Annotated in this window: 17 protein-coding genes and 1 tRNA gene; 13 read left to right on the top strand and 5 right to left on the bottom strand. The window is 38.5% G+C overall.

Annotated features, from left to right (window positions below):
* The first annotated feature begins 13 nt into the window (after window positions 1-13).
* The 4 genes from AB3I20_RS07210 (at window position 14) to AB3I20_RS07195 (ending at window position 5,268) form a co-directional block, all read left to right on the top strand.
* Window positions 14-1,795: a V-type ATP synthase subunit A gene (locus AB3I20_RS07210; RefSeq protein WP_071868661.1), complete on the top strand. Its 1,782-nt coding sequence runs from the start codon at window positions 14-16 to the stop codon at window positions 1,793-1,795.
* Complete coding sequence (locus tag AB3I20_RS07205) at window positions 1,788-3,170, top strand: V-type ATP synthase subunit B (protein WP_067483724.1); 1,383 nt, start codon at window positions 1,788-1,790, stop codon at window positions 3,168-3,170. The genes AB3I20_RS07210 and AB3I20_RS07205 overlap by 8 nt, the downstream gene beginning before the upstream one ends.
* Entirely contained in the window at window positions 3,170-3,808 is a 639-nt protein-coding gene (locus AB3I20_RS07200) for a V-type ATP synthase subunit D (protein WP_067483725.1), read from the top strand. The genes AB3I20_RS07205 and AB3I20_RS07200 overlap by 1 nt, the downstream gene beginning before the upstream one ends.
* Window positions 3,809-3,912: 104 nt before the next feature.
* Entirely contained in the window at window positions 3,913-5,268 is a 1,356-nt protein-coding gene (locus AB3I20_RS07195) for a TrkH family potassium uptake protein (protein WP_071868662.1), read from the top strand.
* A 172-nt stretch (window positions 5,269-5,440) separates the two neighbouring features.
* Here AB3I20_RS07195 and AB3I20_RS07190 read toward each other — a convergent pair whose 3' ends face one another.
* The gene (locus AB3I20_RS07190) at window positions 5,441-5,812 is read right to left on the bottom strand and encodes a VOC family protein (protein WP_067484141.1); all 372 of its coding nucleotides are present in this window, start codon (window positions 5,810-5,812) and stop codon (window positions 5,441-5,443) included.
* A gap of 120 nt (window positions 5,813-5,932) precedes the next feature.
* Between AB3I20_RS07190 and AB3I20_RS07185 the strand changes: the two genes are divergently transcribed.
* A complete protein-coding gene (locus AB3I20_RS07185; RefSeq protein ID WP_067483727.1) occupies window positions 5,933-6,403 on the top strand; it encodes an NUDIX hydrolase in 471 nt (156 codons plus the stop codon).
* A gap of 342 nt (window positions 6,404-6,745) precedes the next feature.
* Here AB3I20_RS07185 and yidA read toward each other — a convergent pair whose 3' ends face one another.
* From yidA to AB3I20_RS07170, 3 genes are read right to left on the bottom strand one after another with little or no spacing between them, the layout of a single operon-like run.
* Window positions 6,746-7,558, bottom strand: a complete 813-nt coding sequence (gene yidA / locus AB3I20_RS07180) for a sugar-phosphatase (RefSeq protein WP_067483729.1) — start codon at window positions 7,556-7,558, stop codon at window positions 6,746-6,748.
* A gap of 20 nt (window positions 7,559-7,578) precedes the next feature.
* Complete coding sequence (locus AB3I20_RS07175; RefSeq protein ID WP_067483731.1) at window positions 7,579-8,946, bottom strand: HD domain-containing protein; 1,368 nt, start codon at window positions 8,944-8,946, stop codon at window positions 7,579-7,581.
* Entirely contained in the window at window positions 8,930-9,772 is an 843-nt protein-coding gene (locus tag AB3I20_RS07170; protein WP_270345966.1) for a lipoate--protein ligase family protein, read from the bottom strand. Before AB3I20_RS07170 ends, AB3I20_RS07175 begins: the two co-directional genes overlap by 17 nt.
* Window positions 9,773-9,983: 211 nt before the next feature.
* Here AB3I20_RS07170 and AB3I20_RS07165 point away from each other — a divergent pair, with 211 nt between their 5' ends.
* Together AB3I20_RS07165 and rpoE are read left to right on the top strand one after the other, a co-directional pair.
* Entirely contained in the window at window positions 9,984-10,421 is a 438-nt protein-coding gene (locus tag AB3I20_RS07165) for a DUF1934 domain-containing protein (protein WP_067483735.1), read from the top strand.
* 74 nt (window positions 10,422-10,495) lie between these two features.
* A complete protein-coding gene (rpoE, locus tag AB3I20_RS07160) occupies window positions 10,496-11,119 on the top strand; it encodes a DNA-directed RNA polymerase subunit delta (protein ID WP_067483737.1) in 624 nt (207 codons plus the stop codon).
* A gap of 298 nt (window positions 11,120-11,417) precedes the next feature.
* On the opposite strand, the gene AB3I20_RS07155 is transcribed toward rpoE, so the two are convergent.
* Window positions 11,418-11,489: transfer RNA gene (locus tag AB3I20_RS07155), tRNA-Arg, on the bottom strand.
* Between the two features lie 59 nt (window positions 11,490-11,548).
* Between AB3I20_RS07155 and rpoN the strand changes: the two genes are divergently transcribed.
* From rpoN to eno, 6 genes are all read left to right on the top strand, one after another.
* Window positions 11,549-12,880, top strand: a complete 1,332-nt coding sequence (gene rpoN, locus AB3I20_RS07150) for an RNA polymerase factor sigma-54 (protein WP_067483738.1) — start codon at window positions 11,549-11,551, stop codon at window positions 12,878-12,880.
* 150 nt (window positions 12,881-13,030) lie between these two features.
* The gene (locus tag AB3I20_RS07145; protein ID WP_176694879.1) at window positions 13,031-14,122 is read left to right on the top strand and encodes a sugar-binding transcriptional regulator; all 1,092 of its coding nucleotides are present in this window, start codon (window positions 13,031-13,033) and stop codon (window positions 14,120-14,122) included.
* Between the two features lie 40 nt (window positions 14,123-14,162).
* A complete protein-coding gene (gap, locus tag AB3I20_RS07140; protein WP_067483741.1) occupies window positions 14,163-15,164 on the top strand; it encodes a type I glyceraldehyde-3-phosphate dehydrogenase in 1,002 nt (333 codons plus the stop codon).
* Between the two features lie 103 nt (window positions 15,165-15,267).
* Window positions 15,268-16,458: a phosphoglycerate kinase gene (pgk, locus tag AB3I20_RS07135; RefSeq protein ID WP_067483742.1), complete on the top strand. Its 1,191-nt coding sequence runs from the start codon at window positions 15,268-15,270 to the stop codon at window positions 16,456-16,458.
* Window positions 16,459-16,542: 84 nt separating this feature from the next.
* Complete coding sequence (gene tpiA, locus AB3I20_RS07130) at window positions 16,543-17,298, top strand: triose-phosphate isomerase (protein WP_067483743.1); 756 nt, start codon at window positions 16,543-16,545, stop codon at window positions 17,296-17,298.
* A gap of 117 nt (window positions 17,299-17,415) precedes the next feature.
* Window positions 17,416-18,714: a phosphopyruvate hydratase gene (eno, locus tag AB3I20_RS07125; protein ID WP_067483744.1), complete on the top strand. Its 1,299-nt coding sequence runs from the start codon at window positions 17,416-17,418 to the stop codon at window positions 18,712-18,714.
* Window positions 18,715-18,792 lie beyond the last annotated feature (78 nt).

The raw sequence follows: 18,792 nt of genomic DNA, 5'->3' as shown, positions 1-18,792 counted from the left end.
AGGAGCGAATGATTTGCAAATTGGAAGAATTATCAAAGTGTCTGGACCACTTGTTATGGCTGAAAATATGAGTGATGCTAGCATTCAAGATATGTGTTTAGTAGGAGAACTTGGGGTTATTGGCGAAATCATTGAAATGCGTGGTGATGTCGCTTCAATCCAAGTTTATGAAGAAACATCAGGAATTGGACCAGGTGAACCAGTACGTTCAACGGGCGAAGCACTGTCTGTTGAACTGGGACCAGGAATTATTTCTCAAATGTTTGATGGTATCCAGCGCCCGTTGGATACCTTCATGGAAATCACCCAAAGTAATTTTTTAGGTCGGGGTGTACAACTACCAGCTTTAGATCATGAGAAAAAATGGTGGTTTGAAGCAACAGCTGAAGTAGGAGAGTTTGTCGTTGCGGGGGATGTAATTGGAACTGTGGCTGAAACGAAAGTAATCCAACATAAAATCATGGTTCCAAATGGAATCAGTGGGAAAATCAGCCAATTAGCGTCAGGAAATTTCACGATTGATGAAGCTGTATGTGTTCTTGAAACTGAACAAGGAAGTCAAGAATTAACGATGATGCAAAAATGGCCAGTGAGACGAAGTCGACCAATTAAGGAAAAACGCAACCCAGAAGCGCCTATGATTACTGGACAACGAGTGATTGATACTTTCTTCCCAGTGACAAAGGGAGGAGCAGCAGCTGTTCCCGGACCATTTGGAGCTGGAAAAACAGTTGTGCAGCATCAAATTGCTAAATGGGCAGATGTTGATATGGTTGTTTATGTTGGTTGTGGCGAGCGTGGAAACGAGATGACGGATGTCTTAAATGAATTTCCTGAATTGATTGATCCAAATACTGGTGAATCCATCATGGAACGTACAGTTTTAATTGCAAACACATCAAATATGCCAGTTGCGGCACGAGAAGCGTCGATTTATACAGGCATTACAATTGCTGAGTATTTCCGTGATATGGGCTATGATGTGGCAATCATGGCAGATTCTACTTCTCGTTGGGCGGAAGCTTTACGAGAAATGAGTGGTAGATTGGAAGAAATGCCGGGAGACGAGGGGTATCCAGCTTATCTGGGCTCGCGTTTAGCAGAATATTATGAGCGGTCAGGGCGAGTAATGACTCTTGGTTCAGTGCCCCGAGAAGGTAGCATTACAGCCATCAGTGCCGTTTCTCCTTCAGGTGGAGATATTTCTGAGCCTGTGACACAGAATACATTGCGTGTGGTGAAAGTTTTCTGGGGGTTAGATGCTAACCTAGCACAACGTCGTCATTTTCCATCAATCAACTGGATGCAAAGTTATTCTTTGTATTCGACGGAAGTTGGTCAATATTTGGATCAAGTATTGCAAGCAGACTGGTCAAAAATGGTTACAGAAGGCATGCGTATATTAAAAGAGGAAGAACAATTAAATGAAATCGTTCGTTTAGTTGGGATTGATTCACTTTCTGATAATGATCGTTTGACTTTGGAAGTTGCAAAGTCAATTCGAGAAGACTATCTTCAGCAAAATGCTTTTGATGATGTTGATACATTTACTTCAAGAGAAAAACAGTTCAAAATGTTGCAACTGATTTTAACGTTTGGACAAGAAGCGCGTCGTGCGCTGTCTGTAGGTTCATATTTAACTGAAATTATGGAAGGAACGGTTGTCCTTCGTGACCGAATTGCACGAAGTAAATATATACCAGAAACTGAAATCCAGCAGCTTGATGCACTATTGGTTGAAACGAAAGAAACAATCCAAAAAATCATTGTGGAAGGAGGAATGACTGTTGATTAAAGAATACCAAACGATTGGTGAAGTAGTTGGTCCTTTGATGGCGGTAGAAAAAGTAGCAGGTGTAAAGTACGAAGAGCTGATTGAAGTTCGTATGCAAAATGGTGAAATTCGCCGAGGACAAGTGTTAGAAGTTCAAGAAGACAAAGCAATGGTTCAGATTTTTGAAGGAACTAGTGGTATTAATCTGCGAGATTCTGCTGTACGATTTCTTGGGCATCCGTTAGAACTTGGTGTTTCTGAAGACATGATTGGCAGAGTCTTTGATGGTCTAGGTCGCCCGAAAGATCATGGTCCAGAAATTTTGGCAGAGAAAAAAGTCGATATTAATGGGGAAGTTATCAATCCAGTTGCACGAGATTATCCCGATGAATTTATTCAAACTGGTATTTCAGCAATCGATCATTTGAATACGTTAGTAAGAGGACAAAAATTACCTGTATTCTCTGGTTCAGGACTCCCACATAAAGAATTGGCCGCTCAAATTGCACGACAAGCAACGGTGCTGAATGAAGCGGAAGATTTTGCTGTCGTCTTTGCCGCAATTGGGATTACATTTGAGGAAGCAGAATTTTTCATGGAAGACTTTCGTCAAACGGGTGCAATTGATCGAAGTGTCATGTTTATGAATCTGGCTAACGATCCTGCAATTGAGCGGATCGCTACACCACGAATGGCATTGACAGCAGCAGAGTATTTAGCTTATGAAAAAGGGATGCATGTCTTGGTCATTATGACAGACATGACCAATTATGCGGAAGCTTTGCGCGAAATTTCTGCGGCACGACGAGAGGTTCCAGGACGTCGTGGCTATCCAGGGTATCTATACACGAATCTAGCAACGTTATTTGAACGTGCTGGTCGAATTCGTGGCGTAAAGGGTTCTGTCACTCAGATTCCGATTTTGACGATGCCAGAAGATGACAAAACGCATCCGATTCCTGATTTGACAGGTTATATCACAGAAGGGCAGATTATTTTATCACGAGAATTGTATAAGAGTGGGATTCAGCCGCCGATTGATGTGTTACCTTCCTTATCTCGACTAAAGGATAAAGGAACGGGTGCCGGCAAAACAAGGGTCGATCACGCAGCTACGATGAATCAATTATTTGCAGCCTATGCGCAAGGAAAGCAAGCGAAAGAACTTGCAATCGTATTAGGTGAGTCGGCGTTGTCTGATGTGGATAAAATCTATGCAAAATTTGCGAACCGTTTTGAAGAAGAGTACATCAATCAAGGATTTACCACGAATCGCTCAATTTTTGAAACCCTTGACCTAGGTTGGGAATTACTTTCGATGTTACCAAGGACAGAGTTAAAGCGAATCAAAGAAGAGTTGCTAGAGGAATATTTACCTGAAAAGGAAGTGCGCTAATGGCAAGACTAACGGTGAATCCAACGCGTATGGAGTTTACTCGTTTAAAAAAACAGTTAACAACGGCTACTCGTGGACACAAATTACTGAAAGATAAGCAAGATGAATTGATGCGTCAGTTTATTCTACTCGTTCGCAAAAATCATCAGCTTCGTCAAGAAATGGAAGCTGAGTTACAGGCTGCCATGGCAAATGTGGTTCTTGCGAATGCATCAATCAATGAAGCCTTCATTGAAGAATTGTTTGTGCTACCTGCCGAAACGATGGAATTAGCAGTGACTGAAAAAAATATTATGAGCGTCAAGGTACCTGTGATGAACTTTCAATATGATGACCGACTGGGAGAAGCGCCGTTAGAATATGGCTATTTAAACTCCAATGCAGAACTAGATCAAGCAATTGAACAATTTACGAGTGTGTTGCCTAAACTGTTAGCATTAACGGAAATCGAAAAAACGTGTCAGTTGATGGCAAGCGAAATTGAAAAAACACGACGAAGAGTAAATGCTTTAGAGTACATGACGATTCCTCAGTTGGAAGAAACGATTTATTACATTCAAATGAAACTCGAAGAAAATGAACGTGCAGAAGTTACTCGTTTAATCAAAATCAAGGATATGGGAAGTAGCCATTCATAGTAGCTACAATTCCGCGTAAGCGAAAAAAGAGAGTTGATGAAAATCAAGTCTCTTTTTCTCAAAAATGAACTAGCACAAGACGAACAGGAAGGCAGTGAACTTGCTTGAAGACACGATTGATTCAACTTTTTCAAAAATTATCAGCGGTACAATTATTAGCTTTCGGTTTTTTTGCGCTGATTTTTACTGGAGGAAGCTTATTATCCCTGCCATTTTTTAGTCGAAGTGGGGAGGCAACCAACTATCTGGATGCGCTGTTTACAGCGACATCGGCGATTTGTGTTACCGGACTGACTACTTTAAATACTGTCGAACATTGGAATGGTTTGGGACAACTGGTTTTGCTGATTTTAATTGAAATTGGTGGATTAGGCTTTATGATGGTGCCAATTTTATATTTCATGCTTGCTCGAAAAAAGATTAGTTTGAGTACACGTATTGTGTTAAAAGAAGCGTTGAATTTAGAAAAAATGGCTGGTGTAACCGATTTGATGCTTTATATTTTTAAGTTTGCTTTAGTAATCCAGCTAGTAGGTGCCGTGGCATTATCAATCGTGTTTGTTCCTGAATTTGGTTGGATTAAGGGAAGCTGGTATGGTATTTTTCATGCTATTTCTAGTTTTTGTAATGCTGGATTTGATTTGTTAGGCGAGAGCCTGGTTGCACATCAAGAAAATAATTATTTATTACTCGTGATTTCAATATTGATTATTGCTGGTGGATTAGGGTTCATTGTTTGGCGTGACTTGTTGACCTTTCATCAAACGAAAAAAATCAGTTTACACTCAAAAATTGCTTTAAGTATGACGAGTATTTTGTTAGTAGGTAGTTTTTTCGTTTTTCTTTTTACGGAAAAAAATGGAGCAAACTTTTTACAAGGCAATTTTAGTAATCGGATAGTTAATACATTCTTTTTAAGCGTGACACCTCGAACGGCAGGTTATTCGTCGATTGATTATTCTAAGATGAGCCATGCTGGTTTGATCCTAACCATGTTTTTGATGTACATCGGTGGAACTTCTGGTTCAACTGCGGGGGGACTTAAAACAACCACTTTGGGTGTGTTGCTAGCGCAAATGCGTTCAATGTTTAAAGGGAGAACAAGAGCTGAAATTTTTGGACGTACGATACGACAACCAACTATTTTGCGTGCGTTGACTTTATTTTTTTTAACACTGACTCTTTGTGTGGTGGCAGTAATGATTTTATCAATTACAGAATATGTACCAGAAAAAATGGGGCTTGAATATATCGCATTTGAGGTCTTCTCTGCTTTTGGCACGGTTGGTTTGACAATGGGATTGACGCCAGATTTATCAGTTGTTGGGAAAATTTTGATTATGGCATTGATGTATACTGGGCGCGTTGGCGTGTTGACGATTGCTTTTTCATTGATGAAAAAAGTTCATCAGCAAGAAATAAAAATCAAATATCCAGAAGAAAGTGTGATGATTGGGTAAGTCAAATAAAAATAGTACTTTTTTGACGATACTCCAAACAAAAAAGAAACTGGGAAAAAATAAAAAAACCGTCGTTCTTAACACATTTCAAAAAAAACGCCTAAAATCAACGTTTTCAAAACGAATTTTAGGCGTTTTTTCTATCTAGGTTAGCTCTTTTTAAGTGAGTGGATTATCCACGAATAACTTCAATTTTGTAACCATCAGGATCGATAACAAAGTAATAAGAAGGAGCAGTTCCCGGCAATCCTTTTAAGTCAGTTATATTTAAACCAGCAGCTTGGTGTTTCTCATGTAATGCTTCCAAATCATCTGCAGCAATTGCAATATGGCCATAACCGTTTCCTAGATCATATGCTTCATGATCGTAGTTGTACGTTAATTCTAGTTCGTAATCATCTCCCGGCAAAGTTAAGTAAACAAGAGTGAACTTATTTTCTGGAAAATCACGACGGCGACTTTCTTCAAAGCCAAACGCAGTTTGATAAAATTCAAGAGATGCGTCAAGGTCTTTTACGCGGACGCAAGTGTGTGCCATTTTCATAAATAAAAACTTCCTTTCTTTTTTATTCATGATAGCAAAGAATAACAAGAAAAATAAATATTGGTGCTTGTTCATGAGAAAACTCTCATGTAAAATAAAAAGAAAAAGGTGGGAAAATGAATGGATTATCCAGTTTTTGGAGAAAAGAAACAGTCAGCCAGCTATCAAACACGCTATGCTGCATATATCATTGTAGAAAAAGAAACAGAAATAGCTTTGGTTGAGGCACCAAATGGCGCATTTTTCCTACCCGGCGGAGAAATCGAGGGACAAGAAACCAAAGAAGAAGCCATTGCTCGTGAGATGATTGAAGAACTTGGTATCACGGTAGTCATTGATTGTTTCTTAGGACAAGCAGATGAATATTTTTATTCCAACTACCGCGCGACCTATTATTACAACCCTGGTTATTTTTATGTTGCTAAAAGCTGGGAAAAAATTGGGGAGCCTACTGAAACAACAAATCGTATTTGGTGGGTAACTCCTGCGGATGCGATTGTGAAGCTGAAGAGAGGTAGCCATCAATGGGCGGTTAAAAAATGGCTAGAGGACAAATATAAAGTTGAACAAGAAATTGAAACAAAAAATTAAAATCGTAAGTACAGAATTAAGTTGTTTAAAAATTCAACGTCTATTTTAGAAGATTTACTTAACAGATGGTTATTAAAAGTTTAGTTCTGGCTTGTGATTCATTGAGGAAAGTAAAAAAGTTGTGGCACAAAGGAGTTAACTTCAAGTAATAAGAACGTCGTTTCTACAAACAACGTTACATAATTTTAGGAAGGGTAGATTTATTACTTGAAATTGCTTTAGGAACGCCATTTATTCAGAAAAAAAAGGGCTGTGACAATCCATTTGTCACAGCCCTTTTTGCTGGTTCGCCTTACTAATTTTTTGGGAATAGTAGTTGCTCAAATAAGTGATGCAGCTGGCTTAGTTTAGCACATATTTTTTGATTGCTTCGGCTACACCGTGTTCTTCATTTGAAGTTGTCAATGCGTCGGCTGCTTCTTTCACGATGGGCAGAGCATTCTCCATAGCTACTCCAAGGCCAGCATATTCGATCATTGATAAATCATTTTCATTGTCGCCAATTGCCATGACTTCGTCTTGTGTGATGCCAAGATGTTGTGCCAAGTTTGCAACTGCGGCTCCTTTATTGGCTTCTTTATTCAAGACTTCAAAGTAAAAAGGTGCACTTTTAACCGTTGTATATTTATCACGAAATTCTTGAGGAAGACGCGCAATTGCTGCATCTAAAATTTCAGGTTCGTCGATCATCATCATTTTGACAATATTCATGTCAGGTGTCATTTCTTCAGGGGTACGATATTTCAACGGCATGTTTACAAGGCCAGACTCATGGACAGAGTAAGGGCTAATATCACGGTTTGGTGTGTAGATTGCTTTTTCATCAATTGAGTGTAAGTGGCTGCCAACTCGACGCGCCATCACTTCGATTTCTAAAAAGTCTTCGTGAGTCAATCCGTGACGCGCGATGATGTTTCCTGTTTTCGTTTGTTGAACTAAAGCACCATTATAAGTGATGACATAGTCTGTGTCTTTGAATAATTCTAATGCTTCGAGTTGTTCTCTGACACCAGGTAATGGACGACCTGTACATAAGACAATATTTACTCCTTGTTTGTCTGCTTGTTGAATTGCTTCTTTGACTTCCGTTGTTAATTCACGTTGATCATTTAACAACGTGCCATCGATGTCGATAGCGATTAATTTGATAGACATAATTTCCTCCAACATTTTTCTTACTTATTTTCAATTAGTGCGCCATTTTGAATGTGACTGGCAAATTCTTGATATGTTTCATCAAAGAGATCATAATGGTTTCTCAAAGTGGGATCAACCATTTCTTTTGGGAAGAAGAACCGTTCGTCACCTTGTTCTTGACCAGCTAAAGCAGCAACTAATTGGCTAACCTTGGATAATTCTATCAAAGTTCCGTCATTTCTCAAAATCTCAATTTGGGTACGATGTCGGTTTTGCTCTGGACGATAGAAATCATAAGGTAAATCATAACTAGAATTGATTGCGGTGTAGTACACAGGATTGTACCCCACTTTTTCAACTAATAGAGTGAGTTCTTCGATTAGTGGTGAGTTGCGATCACCGGAAAAAGTGGCAGATTTTAATGGTTTTCGATTTAAAAATCGTTTTGCTAAATCATTTAAAATCGGATCAGTTGCTTCTGTCCATTGTGTAAAATAAGTCCCTAATACGCCATCGTCAAGTTTCAAGTAATCATCTAACGTAAATGATTCAGCCAAGAAAGGAAGCAACAGTTGTGCATGCATTTCAAATGCAGCAGAGTCTTCCAAATAAAGTTCATGTGCCCGATGAAGTAGGTGTTCTAAAATGACTTCCATTCCACGAGAAACTGGATGGAAATAAACTTGAACGTACATTTGGTAACGACTAACAATGTAATCCTCCACAGCGTGCATCCCATTCATTGAAAAGGCGATACCACCTTCGTAGGGACGAATCACTCGTAAAATCCTAGTCAAATCAAAAGTTCCATATTCAGTCCCTGTGTAATAAGCATCTCTCAATAAATAATCCATACGATCGGCATCGATTTGACTAGAAATCATTTGAACAACCTGTGGATTGGGGTACGTTTTTTGAATCACACTTGCAACTTTTTCGGGAAAGCCATCTTCCACTCGATTCAAGATTTGATAAACTTCTGTTTCTGGTGAAGTAATGATTTCTACGGTAATTGCTTCATGATCCGTATGGAAAATATGTTCAAAAGTATGTGAGTAAGGACCGTGACCGACATCATGAAGAAGTGCCGCGCAAAGCGTAACTAATCGTTCTTTGTCATCCCAGCCATTTTCACCAATTTTTTCTTTCGAGTAGTTCCGTGAAAAGATATCACAAATTCGTCGGGAAATTTCATACACACCTAATGAATGTGTAAAGCGACTGTGTTCTGCACCATGAAAAGTAAATGAAGCTGTACCTAATTGCTTAATGCGTCGTAGTCGCTGGACTTCTTTTGAGTTGATTAAGTCCAAAATAACTTGATGCTGTACATGGACATAATTATGGACAGGATCACGAAATACCTTTTCAATAGGAAGAACTTGGTATTTATAAGGAATTGTCATACTGTTGCTCCTTTAAGATAGAATTTCTGTCAGCCATTCGTGCTAGCTGTGTTTCCCATTCATCTGCTGAAATATAGTTTTGTAACCAATCAGTAGAAGAAAGGGGAATGAGAGGCACAGATTGCCCCATAAGGTTTTGAAAAGCAGTTGCTAAGCGGATTTTAACCTCAGAGACGGTCAATTGTTGCTGTAAAAGGTCGCTAAGATTTGCCATTTTTTCTGGTTGGACAGCAGGATAGCCATCTATACCAAAAGCTTCTTTTAGTGAGACTTGATAAAAGCTTCGCATCAATTCGCCGCGTGCCTGTTGATTCCCATTGACGCTTAGATACATCATGACGGCAATCCCGTTTTTGATTCGGCGTTGTGCAATTCCAGCAAATTTTTTCCCAGAGATACTCAAATCATACGTTCCAGGACAATAGGAGTCAGAAATTTCAAAAGCTTCAATGGCTGCTTCAGGAAAAGCTTTTCTGGTCAAAGCTAACATTCGTTCGTAACCATCATCAATTGAAATTTTTTTATCATCTGTTTGTGGAAATAGCAAGGAAACATTCAAAATACCAGTATCAGAAACTATACCTAAGCCTCCTGAATTTCGTACGACAGGCGTATATCCCGCTTTGCGAATGGATTGAACACCTTCAGTAAAGAAAGGTGTGCGGGTATCTTTCATTCCAAAAATCACTGTTTTGTTATATTGCCAGAAATGAAGAAATGTTTGTTGCTGTTTCTTCGTTTCAGCGGTTAATAAATCGGTCAATGCAAAAGGGGAAAAGTCATTGCCCTGATAGATGTCTTGATCCAATAAAATAGGAGGATTCATTTCATCAACTCCTTGTTCAGTTAGTTCCCTTATTTCTCTCCTAGTATACCTCAAAAACAGTCAGAAGTTTTTAGGTACGCTTCTTATTAGAAGAACTAACAGCGGCTAAAGAAGGGTGAAAAAAGCAAAAAGATAAAAAATATACAAGTTGGTTGACAAAATAGCAGAAACTGGGAACAATAAGCCTATGAGAAGTAAAGGAGAATGCGAGATGGATTTATCACAAGGAACACCGATTTCAATAAAACTACGTACAAAAGTGAAACAGCAAGGGGAAGTGCAAGACTTTTATTTTGATTTAACGGGTCAAATGGTAAAAATTGGTGATACGTTATACATACGGTATAAAGAAGTTCAAGAAGAAACAGGACAAGAAGTTCCGGTGACGATCAAAATCATTCCTGATGGTCATGTTCAGTTAATTCGTGCTGGGGAAATGCGAATGCGTCTAAAATTTGGCTATAAAGAACGTTTAGAAACAGCCTACAAGACACCTTACGGAATGATTTTAATTCAGACCTTTACCAACGAACTGCATGTTAGTTTAAAAGATCGACCGGCCTCAGGAAATATTGTGATTGCTTACGATCTATTTATGGGCGAAGAAAAACTAGGTGAATATCATTTGACCTTAGATTTTACAGCATAATTTAAAAGAAAAGTTTGATTTTTTATCGTTGATTTTGTATGATAAGGGATAGACTGTGAAAGGACGTGTCCTGATTGGAAATTAGTGTATTTGAAGGTGCAAACAAAAACGAATTATCAATGATCGAAGTTGCACATGCGATTTTAGAACAACATGGTGATGTGATGGATTTTTCTGATTTAGTTAATCAAATCCAAAACTATCTTGGCAAAACAGATGGAGATATTCGTGATTCATTAGCACAGTTTTATACTGACTTAAATATTGACGGCAGCTTTATTTCTTTAGGTGACAACCGTTGGGGCTTGCGCTCATGGTATGCAATTGATTCAATTGATGAAGAAGTAAATCATGGAATTGACGAAGAAGATGAAGATAAACCTCGTCGCCGCAAACGCAAAAAAGTGAATGCCTTTATCAATGATGATGAAGATGCAATCGACTATAACGATGATGATCCAGAAGATACTGACTTGTCTGATGAAGATGACGATGATCTATTTGAAGATGATGATGACGACGATGAAGAAATCGCGGCGTACAACTCTGATTTACAAGAAATCGGTGCGGATGACAATAGTGACGATGAAGAAGTATTACCAGGAAACATTGAAGAAGACTTGAGCATTATCGAAGACGATGACGACGATGATGATGAAGAGTATGACAATGAAGAATTTTCTGAAAAAACAGAGTAACGAATCTTTCGCTTGAAGAGCAATGCATTCTAATTGTAGAAATGTATAGAAAGATCAGGACCAACTAGCTGGGAAATGGCTGGTTGGTTTTTTTGTCGATGGTAAAAGAGAACAAACAGAGGCTGTGACAATACTTTTGTCACAGCCTCTGTTTCAATACATGATGTTTCAGACGCGACTTCCTCGAAAGTAAGTCGAAACTCCACAAGAAAAGGAGAAGCCAACTGCTTCTGTCATAACCTCTTCTTTTAAATATAGAAAGCAAAGATGTTTAAATTATGCTAAAATGGCTATTGAACGCGTCCTGAGGGAATCGAACCCCCGTCTCAAGAACCGGAATCTTACGTGATATCCACTACACTAAGGACGCAAGCACTGGCATAATTGTAACCAACCAAAAAATAATTTACAAGGGGATAAGGCAAAAAAATGAAATTTCAACAGAATTTTTCACAAAAACAACAACAAACGCAAAAATTGGCTATGACTCAGCAATTGCAGCAATCAATCCAAATCCTCCAATATAATAGTGAAGAATTATTAGCCTTTGTTGAAAATCAGGCGCTAGAAAATCCTTTGGTTGAAGTAGTCGAGCCTGAATGGCAACCGGACTACAAAAAAACAAGTAACAATTATGATGGAGAAGAGACAAGCTATCTTAATCAAATTCCTGATACAAAAGGCTCGTTGTTTGAATCATTGATCGATCAAGTACATTTGAATTATCGTGACACATTTTTACGTAAAATGATTTTATATTTGATTGAATACATTGATTTAAATGGTTTTTTGACAATTGATTTGGCCGATGCGTCCGAAGACACGGGTGCATCAGCAATCCAACTATTAGATGCATTGACGTTAATTCAACAACTAGAGCCGGCAGGTGTAGGTGCTAGAAATCTTCAAGAATGTCTGATGTTACAAACTGAAAGAGATGATTTTGCTCCAGCTTTAGCTTACATTGTTTTGGAAGAATGCTTTGATGAACTAGTCCAACGAAAATGGAAAGACATCGCACAAAAATTTTCAATCGAACTTAGTGAAGTTCAAAAAATATTTGATTATCTTCAAACTTTATCACCAAGTCCAGGTAGGATCTTTGACAACAGTAATGAACTGTATATCATTCCAGATGTGAAGGTTTTGGTTCATAGCAACAACGAAGTGCAGGTAGTTTCGAATCGAGCAAGTCAGCCGAATATTCGTTTTCAAGAAACCTATTTCAAACAAATGAATCAAAAAGCAGACAAAGAAACAGCTACGTATTTAAAAGAACGTAAGCAAGAATTTGATTGGCTAAAAAAAACAATGATGCAACGCGGTGATACTATTTTAAAAGTGGCACAAGTAATCGTTTCTCGCCAAAAAGAATTTTTCACCGATGTTAATCGACCAATCAAACCATTGACCTTAAAAGAAGTGGCTTCTGAAATCAATGTCCATGAATCAACTGTGAGTCGAGCTGTTCACGGAAAATATTTGGAAACAACTTTTGGCATTTTTGAACTTAAAAAGTTTTTTACAACCCGCATAGCAAATAACAATACGACTGGGTCGGAAGATTTATCCACAGAAATGGCAAAGAAAAAACTACAAGAGTTAGTTGATCTGGAAGATAAAGCAAAGCCATTATCGGATCAAAAGTTAGTCGAACTTCTAAAAAAAGAAGAAGTTGTGATTTCTAGAAGAACCGTTGCAAAATATCGAGATCTTTTAGGAATCCCGAGTTCATCAAAAAGAAAACGGTATGATAAATAAAAAAAAGAGGGCTAGTAAAAGTATTTTACTTTTCTAGTCTTTTTTAGTTGAAAAGTTAGGAAGAAACTGTTAGACTAACGCATGTGAGGTTGAGGTTTTCCTTTTCATAAAAAAGAAAGTAAAACAATCAATTTTATTTTTTTGTCGTACATGGGTCGTTTTGAGTCTACATTGGACGTTTATCGTCCAACTAAGGAGATCGCTATGCTAGATGAATTGAAAATGATTGAGTCCGTTGCACCAGATATTATCGAAGTTCTTCAAGAACGCTATAAAATTTTACGTAATATTTATTGGATGCAGCCGATTGGTCGACGTAGCTTATCTGAAAGTATGGGGATAACAGAGCGAGTTTTGCGAACAGAAACAGATCTTTTGAAAAATCTTCAACTAATCGATACGTCAAAAAGTGGCATGACGTTGACCACGAAAGGTGAGGAAGTTTATCAAAGTCTTGAAAACTTCATGGATCAGCTTTTAGGAATGCATCAGACAGAAAAAAAACTGGCTGAGTATTTTGGTAATCAACGTTGTATCGTTGTTTCGGGGAATAGTGACGCACAATCAAAAGTGACAGATGCTTTTGGTGAAGCTTTAAATGAATCCTTGAACTTATTACTTCCAGAAGGTGAAAATATCATTGCCGTAATGGGAGGAACCACAATGGCTGTGGTTGCTGAACAGTTGACGAATTTGGAAAACAAGAAACGACATAACTTGTTTGTTCCTGCAAGAGGGGGAATTGGTGAGGCGGTTACCGTACAAGCGAATTCAGTTAGTGCCAGAATGGCAGCTAACACAAATGGGGATCATCGGGCATTGTATGTTCCAGAGCAACTAAGTTTAGCTACCTACAATTCTTTACTCAATGAACCATCTATTCAAGAAGTGTTAAACTTGATAAGTCAGGCAAATTGTGTTATTCATAGTATTGGACGTGCATTGCATATGGCAGCCCGCCGAAAAATGACTGAAGAAGAGTTAATCATGTTGAAGCAGGCGAATGCTGTAGCGGAATCCTTTGGTTATTTCTTTAACGAAAATGGAGAAGTTGTTTACAAGGTTCCAAGAATCGGCATCGAACTGAAAGATTTAACACAGGTACCAATCATCCTTGCGATTGCTGGCGGAAAAACAAAAGCCAAAGCAATCCGAGCGTATATGAAAAATGCACCAAAACAAACGTGGCTGATCACAGATGAGGCCGCAGCAAATGAGATTTTAAAAGGGGTAACCCTTTAAAATAAAAATTTTTTTGATTTTCATAAGGAGGAAATCTTAAATGACAGTTAAAGTAGGTATTAATGGTTTTGGACGTATCGGACGTCTAGCGTTCCGTCGTATCCAAGATGTAGATGGAATCGAAGTAGTAGCAATCAATGACTTAACAGATGCTAAAATGTTAGCACACTTGTTAAAATATGACACAACTCAAGGACGTTTCAACGGAACAGTTGAAGTTCATGAAGGTTCTTTCAACGTTAACGGTAAAGAAGTTAAAGTTTTAGCTAACCGTAACCCTGAAGAATTACCATGGGGCGAACTAGGCGTAGACATCGTTCTAGAATGTACTGGTTTCTTCACTTCTAAAGCAGCTGCTGAAAAACATTTAACAGCTGGTGCTAAACGTGTTGTTATCTCTGCTCCTGGTGGAGACGATGTTCCAACAATCGTTTATAACACTAACCACGAAACATTAACTGGTAAAGAAACAGTTATCTCAGGTGCTTCATGTACTACTAACTGTTTAGCTCCTATGGCTAAAACATTGAACGACAAATTTGGTGTTGTTGAAGGATTAATGACAACTATCCACGCTTACACAGGTGACCAAATGACTCTAGACGGACCACACCCTAAAGGTGACTTCCGCCGTGCACGCGCTGCTGCTGCAAACATCGTTCCTAACTCAACAGGTGCTGCTAAAGCTATCGGCTTAGTTATCCCTGAATTGAACGGTAAATTAGACGGAGCTGCTCAACGTGTTCCTGTTCCAACTGGTTCATTAACTGAATTAGTAACTGTTCTTAACGAAAAAGTAACAGTTGACGAAGTTAACGAAGCTATGAAAGAAGCTGCAAACGAATCTTACGGATACAACACTGACGAAATCGTTTCTTCAGATATCGTAGGTATGACTTTCGGTTCATTGTTTGATGCAACTCAAACTAAAGTAATGACAGTAGGCGACCAACAATTAGTTAAAACTGTTGCTTGGTACGACAACGAAATGTCTTACACTGCACAATTAGTACGTACTTTAGAATACTTCGCTAAACTATAAGAAACACGTACGAGTGTAAATTTAAACAAGTACACTTAAAAGCGGGGAAGCAATCGCGCTTCTCCGCTTTTTTTGATAACAAGTTCATTTAGGAGGAAACAAAATGGCTAAGAAAACAGTAAAAGATATCGACTTAAAAGATAAAAAAGTTCTTGTCCGTGTTGACTTTAATGTTCCTTTGAAAGATGGCGTGATCACTGATGATACACGTATCAAAGCTGCTTTACCAACAATCAACTACGTGCTTGAACAAGGCGGAAAAGCAATCCTTTTCTCTCATCTAGGACGTGTGAAAGCTGAAGAAGATAAAGCAGGTAAATCTTTAGCACCAGTTGCTAAACGTTTAGGCGAATTATTAGGTAAAGAAGTTACTTTCGTACCTGAAACTCGTGGAAAAGAATTAGAAGACGCTATCAGCAACATGAAAGACGGCGAAGTTGTTGTTTTTGAAAACACTCGTTTTGAAGATGTTGATGGTAAAAAAGAAAGCAAAAATGACCCAGAATTAGGTAAATATTGGGCTTCATTAGGTGATGTTTTTGTAAACGATGCTTTCGGTACAGCTCACCGCGCACATGCTTCTAACGTAGGAATCGCTTCAACTGGTATTCCAACAGTTGCTGGATTCTTAATGGACAAAGAAATCAAATTTATCGGTGAAGCTGTTGAAGAACCAAAACGCCCAATGATCGCAATCCTTGGTGGCGCTAAAGTTTCTGACAAAATCGGCGTTATCGAAAACTTGATTCCAAAAGCTGACAAAATCTTGATCGGTGGCGGAATGACTTATACATTCTACGCAGCAAAAGGAATTAAAATCGGTAGTTCTTTAGTTGAATCTGACAAAATCGAATTAGCAAAAGAATTGATTGAAAAAGCAGGCGACAAACTTGTATTACCAATCGACAACGTTTGTGCACCAGAATTCTCAAACGACGTAGAAACTCAAGTTATCGAAGGCGACATTCCTGATGGATTGATGGCTTTAGATATCGGACCTGCATCAGTTAAATTATTTGCTGATACATTAAAAGGTGCGAAAACTGTTGTTTGGAACGGACCAATGGGTGTGTTCGAAATGAGTAACTTCGCTAATGGTACAATCGGAGTTTGTGAAGCAATCGCAAACCTTGAAGATGCTACTACAATCATCGGTGGTGGGGATTCTGCAGCTGCAGCTGAACAACTTGGCTTTGCTGACAAATTTACTCACATCTCAACTGGTGGGGGCGCAAGTTTAGAATTGTTAGAAGGTAAAGAGTTACCTGGTCTAGCAGCAATTAACGACAAATAATTCACTTATATCTAGGTGTACACTTTGAAAAGAGTGTACGCTTAGCCTTGTGTTTTGAAAAAGAAAAAGGAGTGTGTGTTCATCATGCGTAAACCAATCATCGCTGGTAACTGGAAAATGAACAAAACTGCATCAGAAGCAAAAGCATTTGCTGAAGCAGTAAAAAACAAAATCCCTTCAAATGAAGTAGTTGATTCTGTTATCGGATCACCTTCATTATTCTTACAAGAATTAATGGCATCTGCTGAAGGTACTGAACTAAAAATTTCTGCACAAAACTGTTTCTGGGAAAACTCAGGTGCATTCACTGGTGAAACTTCACCAGCTGCATTAGCAGATCTTGGTGTTCAATATGTCATCATTGGTCACTCAGAACGTCGTGAATACTTCCATGAAACTGATGAAGATATCAACAAAAAAGCAAAAGCAATTTTTGCAAACGGCATGACACCTATCTTATGTTGTGGTGAAACTTTAGAAACATATGAAGCAGGAAAAACTGCTGAATGGATCGAAGGTCAAATCACTGAAGGTCTTAAAGACTTAACAGACGGTCAAGTAAGCAATATGGTAATTGCTTATGAACCAATCTGGGCAATCGGTACTGGTAAATCTGCTGATGCACAAATCGCTGATGAAATTTGTGGCGTTGTTCGTCAAACAGTTGAAAAATTATATGGTAAAGAAGTTTCAGAAGCTGTACGTATCCAATACGGTGGTTCTGTTAAACCAGAAAACATCGCTGAATACATGGCTAAAGAAAACGTTGATGGTGCTTTAGTTGGCGGAGCTAGCTTAGAAGCTGATTCATTCTTATCTTTATTAGACGCTGTAAAATAATTTTTGAAAATTTGTGAAAAAAAGCAATAAATGTTTGCACTTCATCACAAAATTAACTAAAATCGTATATGAGGGAAATCCCTTAGGATAAAAACAAACTCAAAGGAGAGACAAAACATGTCAATTATTACTGATGTTTACGCTCGCGAGATCTTAGACTCACGCGGTAACCCAACAATCGAAGTAGAAGTATACACAGAAAGCGGAGCTTTTGGCCGTGGAATGGTTCCTTCAGGTGCTTCAACTGGTGAATACGAAGCAGTTGAATTACGTGATGGCGACAAAGCTCGTTACGGTGGTAAAGGTGTTACTAAAGCTGTTGACAACGTAAACAACATCATTGCTGAAGCAATCATTGGCTACGATGTACGTGACCAAATGGCTATCGACAAAGCTATGATCGCTTTAGACGGAACTCCTAACAAAGGTAAATTAGGTGCGAACGCTATTTTAGGTGTATCTATTGCTGTTGCTCGTGCAGCTGCTGACTACCTAGAAGTACCTTTATACCACTACCTAGGCGGATTTAATACAAAAGTATTACCAACTCCAATGATGAACATCATCAATGGTGGATCACATGCTGATAACTCAATCGACTTCCAAGAATTCATGATTATGCCTGTAGGAGCTCCAACGTTTAAAGAAGCTCTACGTATGGGTGCTGAAGTATTCCACGCTTTAGCTGCAATCTTAAAAGGTCGCGGATTAGCAACTTCAGTTGGTGACGAAGGCGGATTTGCTCCTAACCTTGGTTCAAATGAAGAAGGTTTCGAAGTTATTATCGAAGCTATCGAAAAAGCTGGCTATGTACCTGGTAAAGACGTTGTTCTTGCTATGGATGCTGCTTCTTCAGAATTCTACGACAAAGAAAAAGGTGTTTACGTTTTAGCTGACTCAGGCGAAGGCGAAAAAACAACTGACGAAATGATCAAATTCTACGAAGAATTAGTTTCTAAATACCCAATCATCTCAATCGAAGATGGCCTAGACGAAAACGACTGGGACGGATTCAAGAAATTAACTGACGTATTAGGCGACAAAGTTCAATTAGTTGGTGACGACTTGTTCGTAACAAACACTCAAAAATTAGCTGAAGGTATCGAAAAAGGAATTGCTAACTCAATCCTTATCAAAGTTAACCAAATCGGTACTTTGACAGAAACTTTTGAAGCAATTGAAATGGCTAAAGAAGCTGGTTACACTGCAGTTGTATCTCACCGTTCTGGTGAAACAGAAGATTCAACAATCTCTGATATCGCTGTTGCGACAAACGCTGGCCAAATCAAAACTGGTTCTCTTTCACGTACTGACCGTATTGCTAAATACAATCAATTATTACGTATCGAAGACCAACTTGGTGAAGTTGCTGAATACAAAGGTTTGAAATCTTTCTACAACTTGAAAAATAAATAATTTTTATTAATTAACTATTTTTAGACGTGGGGCTTGCCCCACGTTTTTTTTTGTCCATAAAATACTAGGTAGTTAATT

Origin of the sequence: Enterococcus sp. C50, from assembly GCF_040887505.1 — a bacterium.
Lineage (GTDB): Bacteria > Bacillota > Bacilli > Lactobacillales > Enterococcaceae > Enterococcus_B > Enterococcus_B thailandicus.
The sequence above is the reverse complement of the archived record's forward strand: the minus strand, read 5'-3'. Positions and strand labels throughout refer to the sequence as shown.

What these genes read in the sequence shown, in the direction of transcription:
- yidA (WP_067483729.1), bottom strand. Translation starts at nt 7,558, where the DNA reads ATGTCTATCAAATTAATCGCTATCGACATCGATGGCACGTTGTTAAAT.
- pgk (WP_067483742.1), top strand. Translation starts at nt 15,268, where the DNA reads ATGGCTAAGAAAACAGTAAAAGATATCGACTTAAAAGATAAAAAAGTT.
- AB3I20_RS07200 (WP_067483725.1), top strand. Translation starts at nt 3,170, where the DNA reads ATGGCAAGACTAACGGTGAATCCAACGCGTATGGAGTTTACTCGTTTA.
- AB3I20_RS07185 (WP_067483727.1), top strand. Translation starts at nt 5,933, where the DNA reads ATGGATTATCCAGTTTTTGGAGAAAAGAAACAGTCAGCCAGCTATCAA.
- AB3I20_RS07175 (WP_067483731.1), bottom strand. Translation starts at nt 8,946, where the DNA reads ATGACAATTCCTTATAAATACCAAGTTCTTCCTATTGAAAAGGTATTT.
- AB3I20_RS07190 (WP_067484141.1), bottom strand. Translation starts at nt 5,812, where the DNA reads ATGAAAATGGCACACACTTGCGTCCGCGTAAAAGACCTTGACGCATCT.
- AB3I20_RS07165 (WP_067483735.1), top strand. Translation starts at nt 9,984, where the DNA reads ATGGATTTATCACAAGGAACACCGATTTCAATAAAACTACGTACAAAA.
- AB3I20_RS07145 (WP_176694879.1), top strand. Translation starts at nt 13,031, where the DNA reads ATGGGTCGTTTTGAGTCTACATTGGACGTTTATCGTCCAACTAAGGAG.
- gap (WP_067483741.1), top strand. Translation starts at nt 14,163, where the DNA reads ATGACAGTTAAAGTAGGTATTAATGGTTTTGGACGTATCGGACGTCTA.
- rpoN (WP_067483738.1), top strand. Translation starts at nt 11,549, where the DNA reads ATGAAATTTCAACAGAATTTTTCACAAAAACAACAACAAACGCAAAAA.
- AB3I20_RS07170 (WP_270345966.1), bottom strand. Translation starts at nt 9,772, where the DNA reads ATGAATCCTCCTATTTTATTGGATCAAGACATCTATCAGGGCAATGAC.
- tpiA (WP_067483743.1), top strand. Translation starts at nt 16,543, where the DNA reads ATGCGTAAACCAATCATCGCTGGTAACTGGAAAATGAACAAAACTGCA.
- eno (WP_067483744.1), top strand. Translation starts at nt 17,416, where the DNA reads ATGTCAATTATTACTGATGTTTACGCTCGCGAGATCTTAGACTCACGC.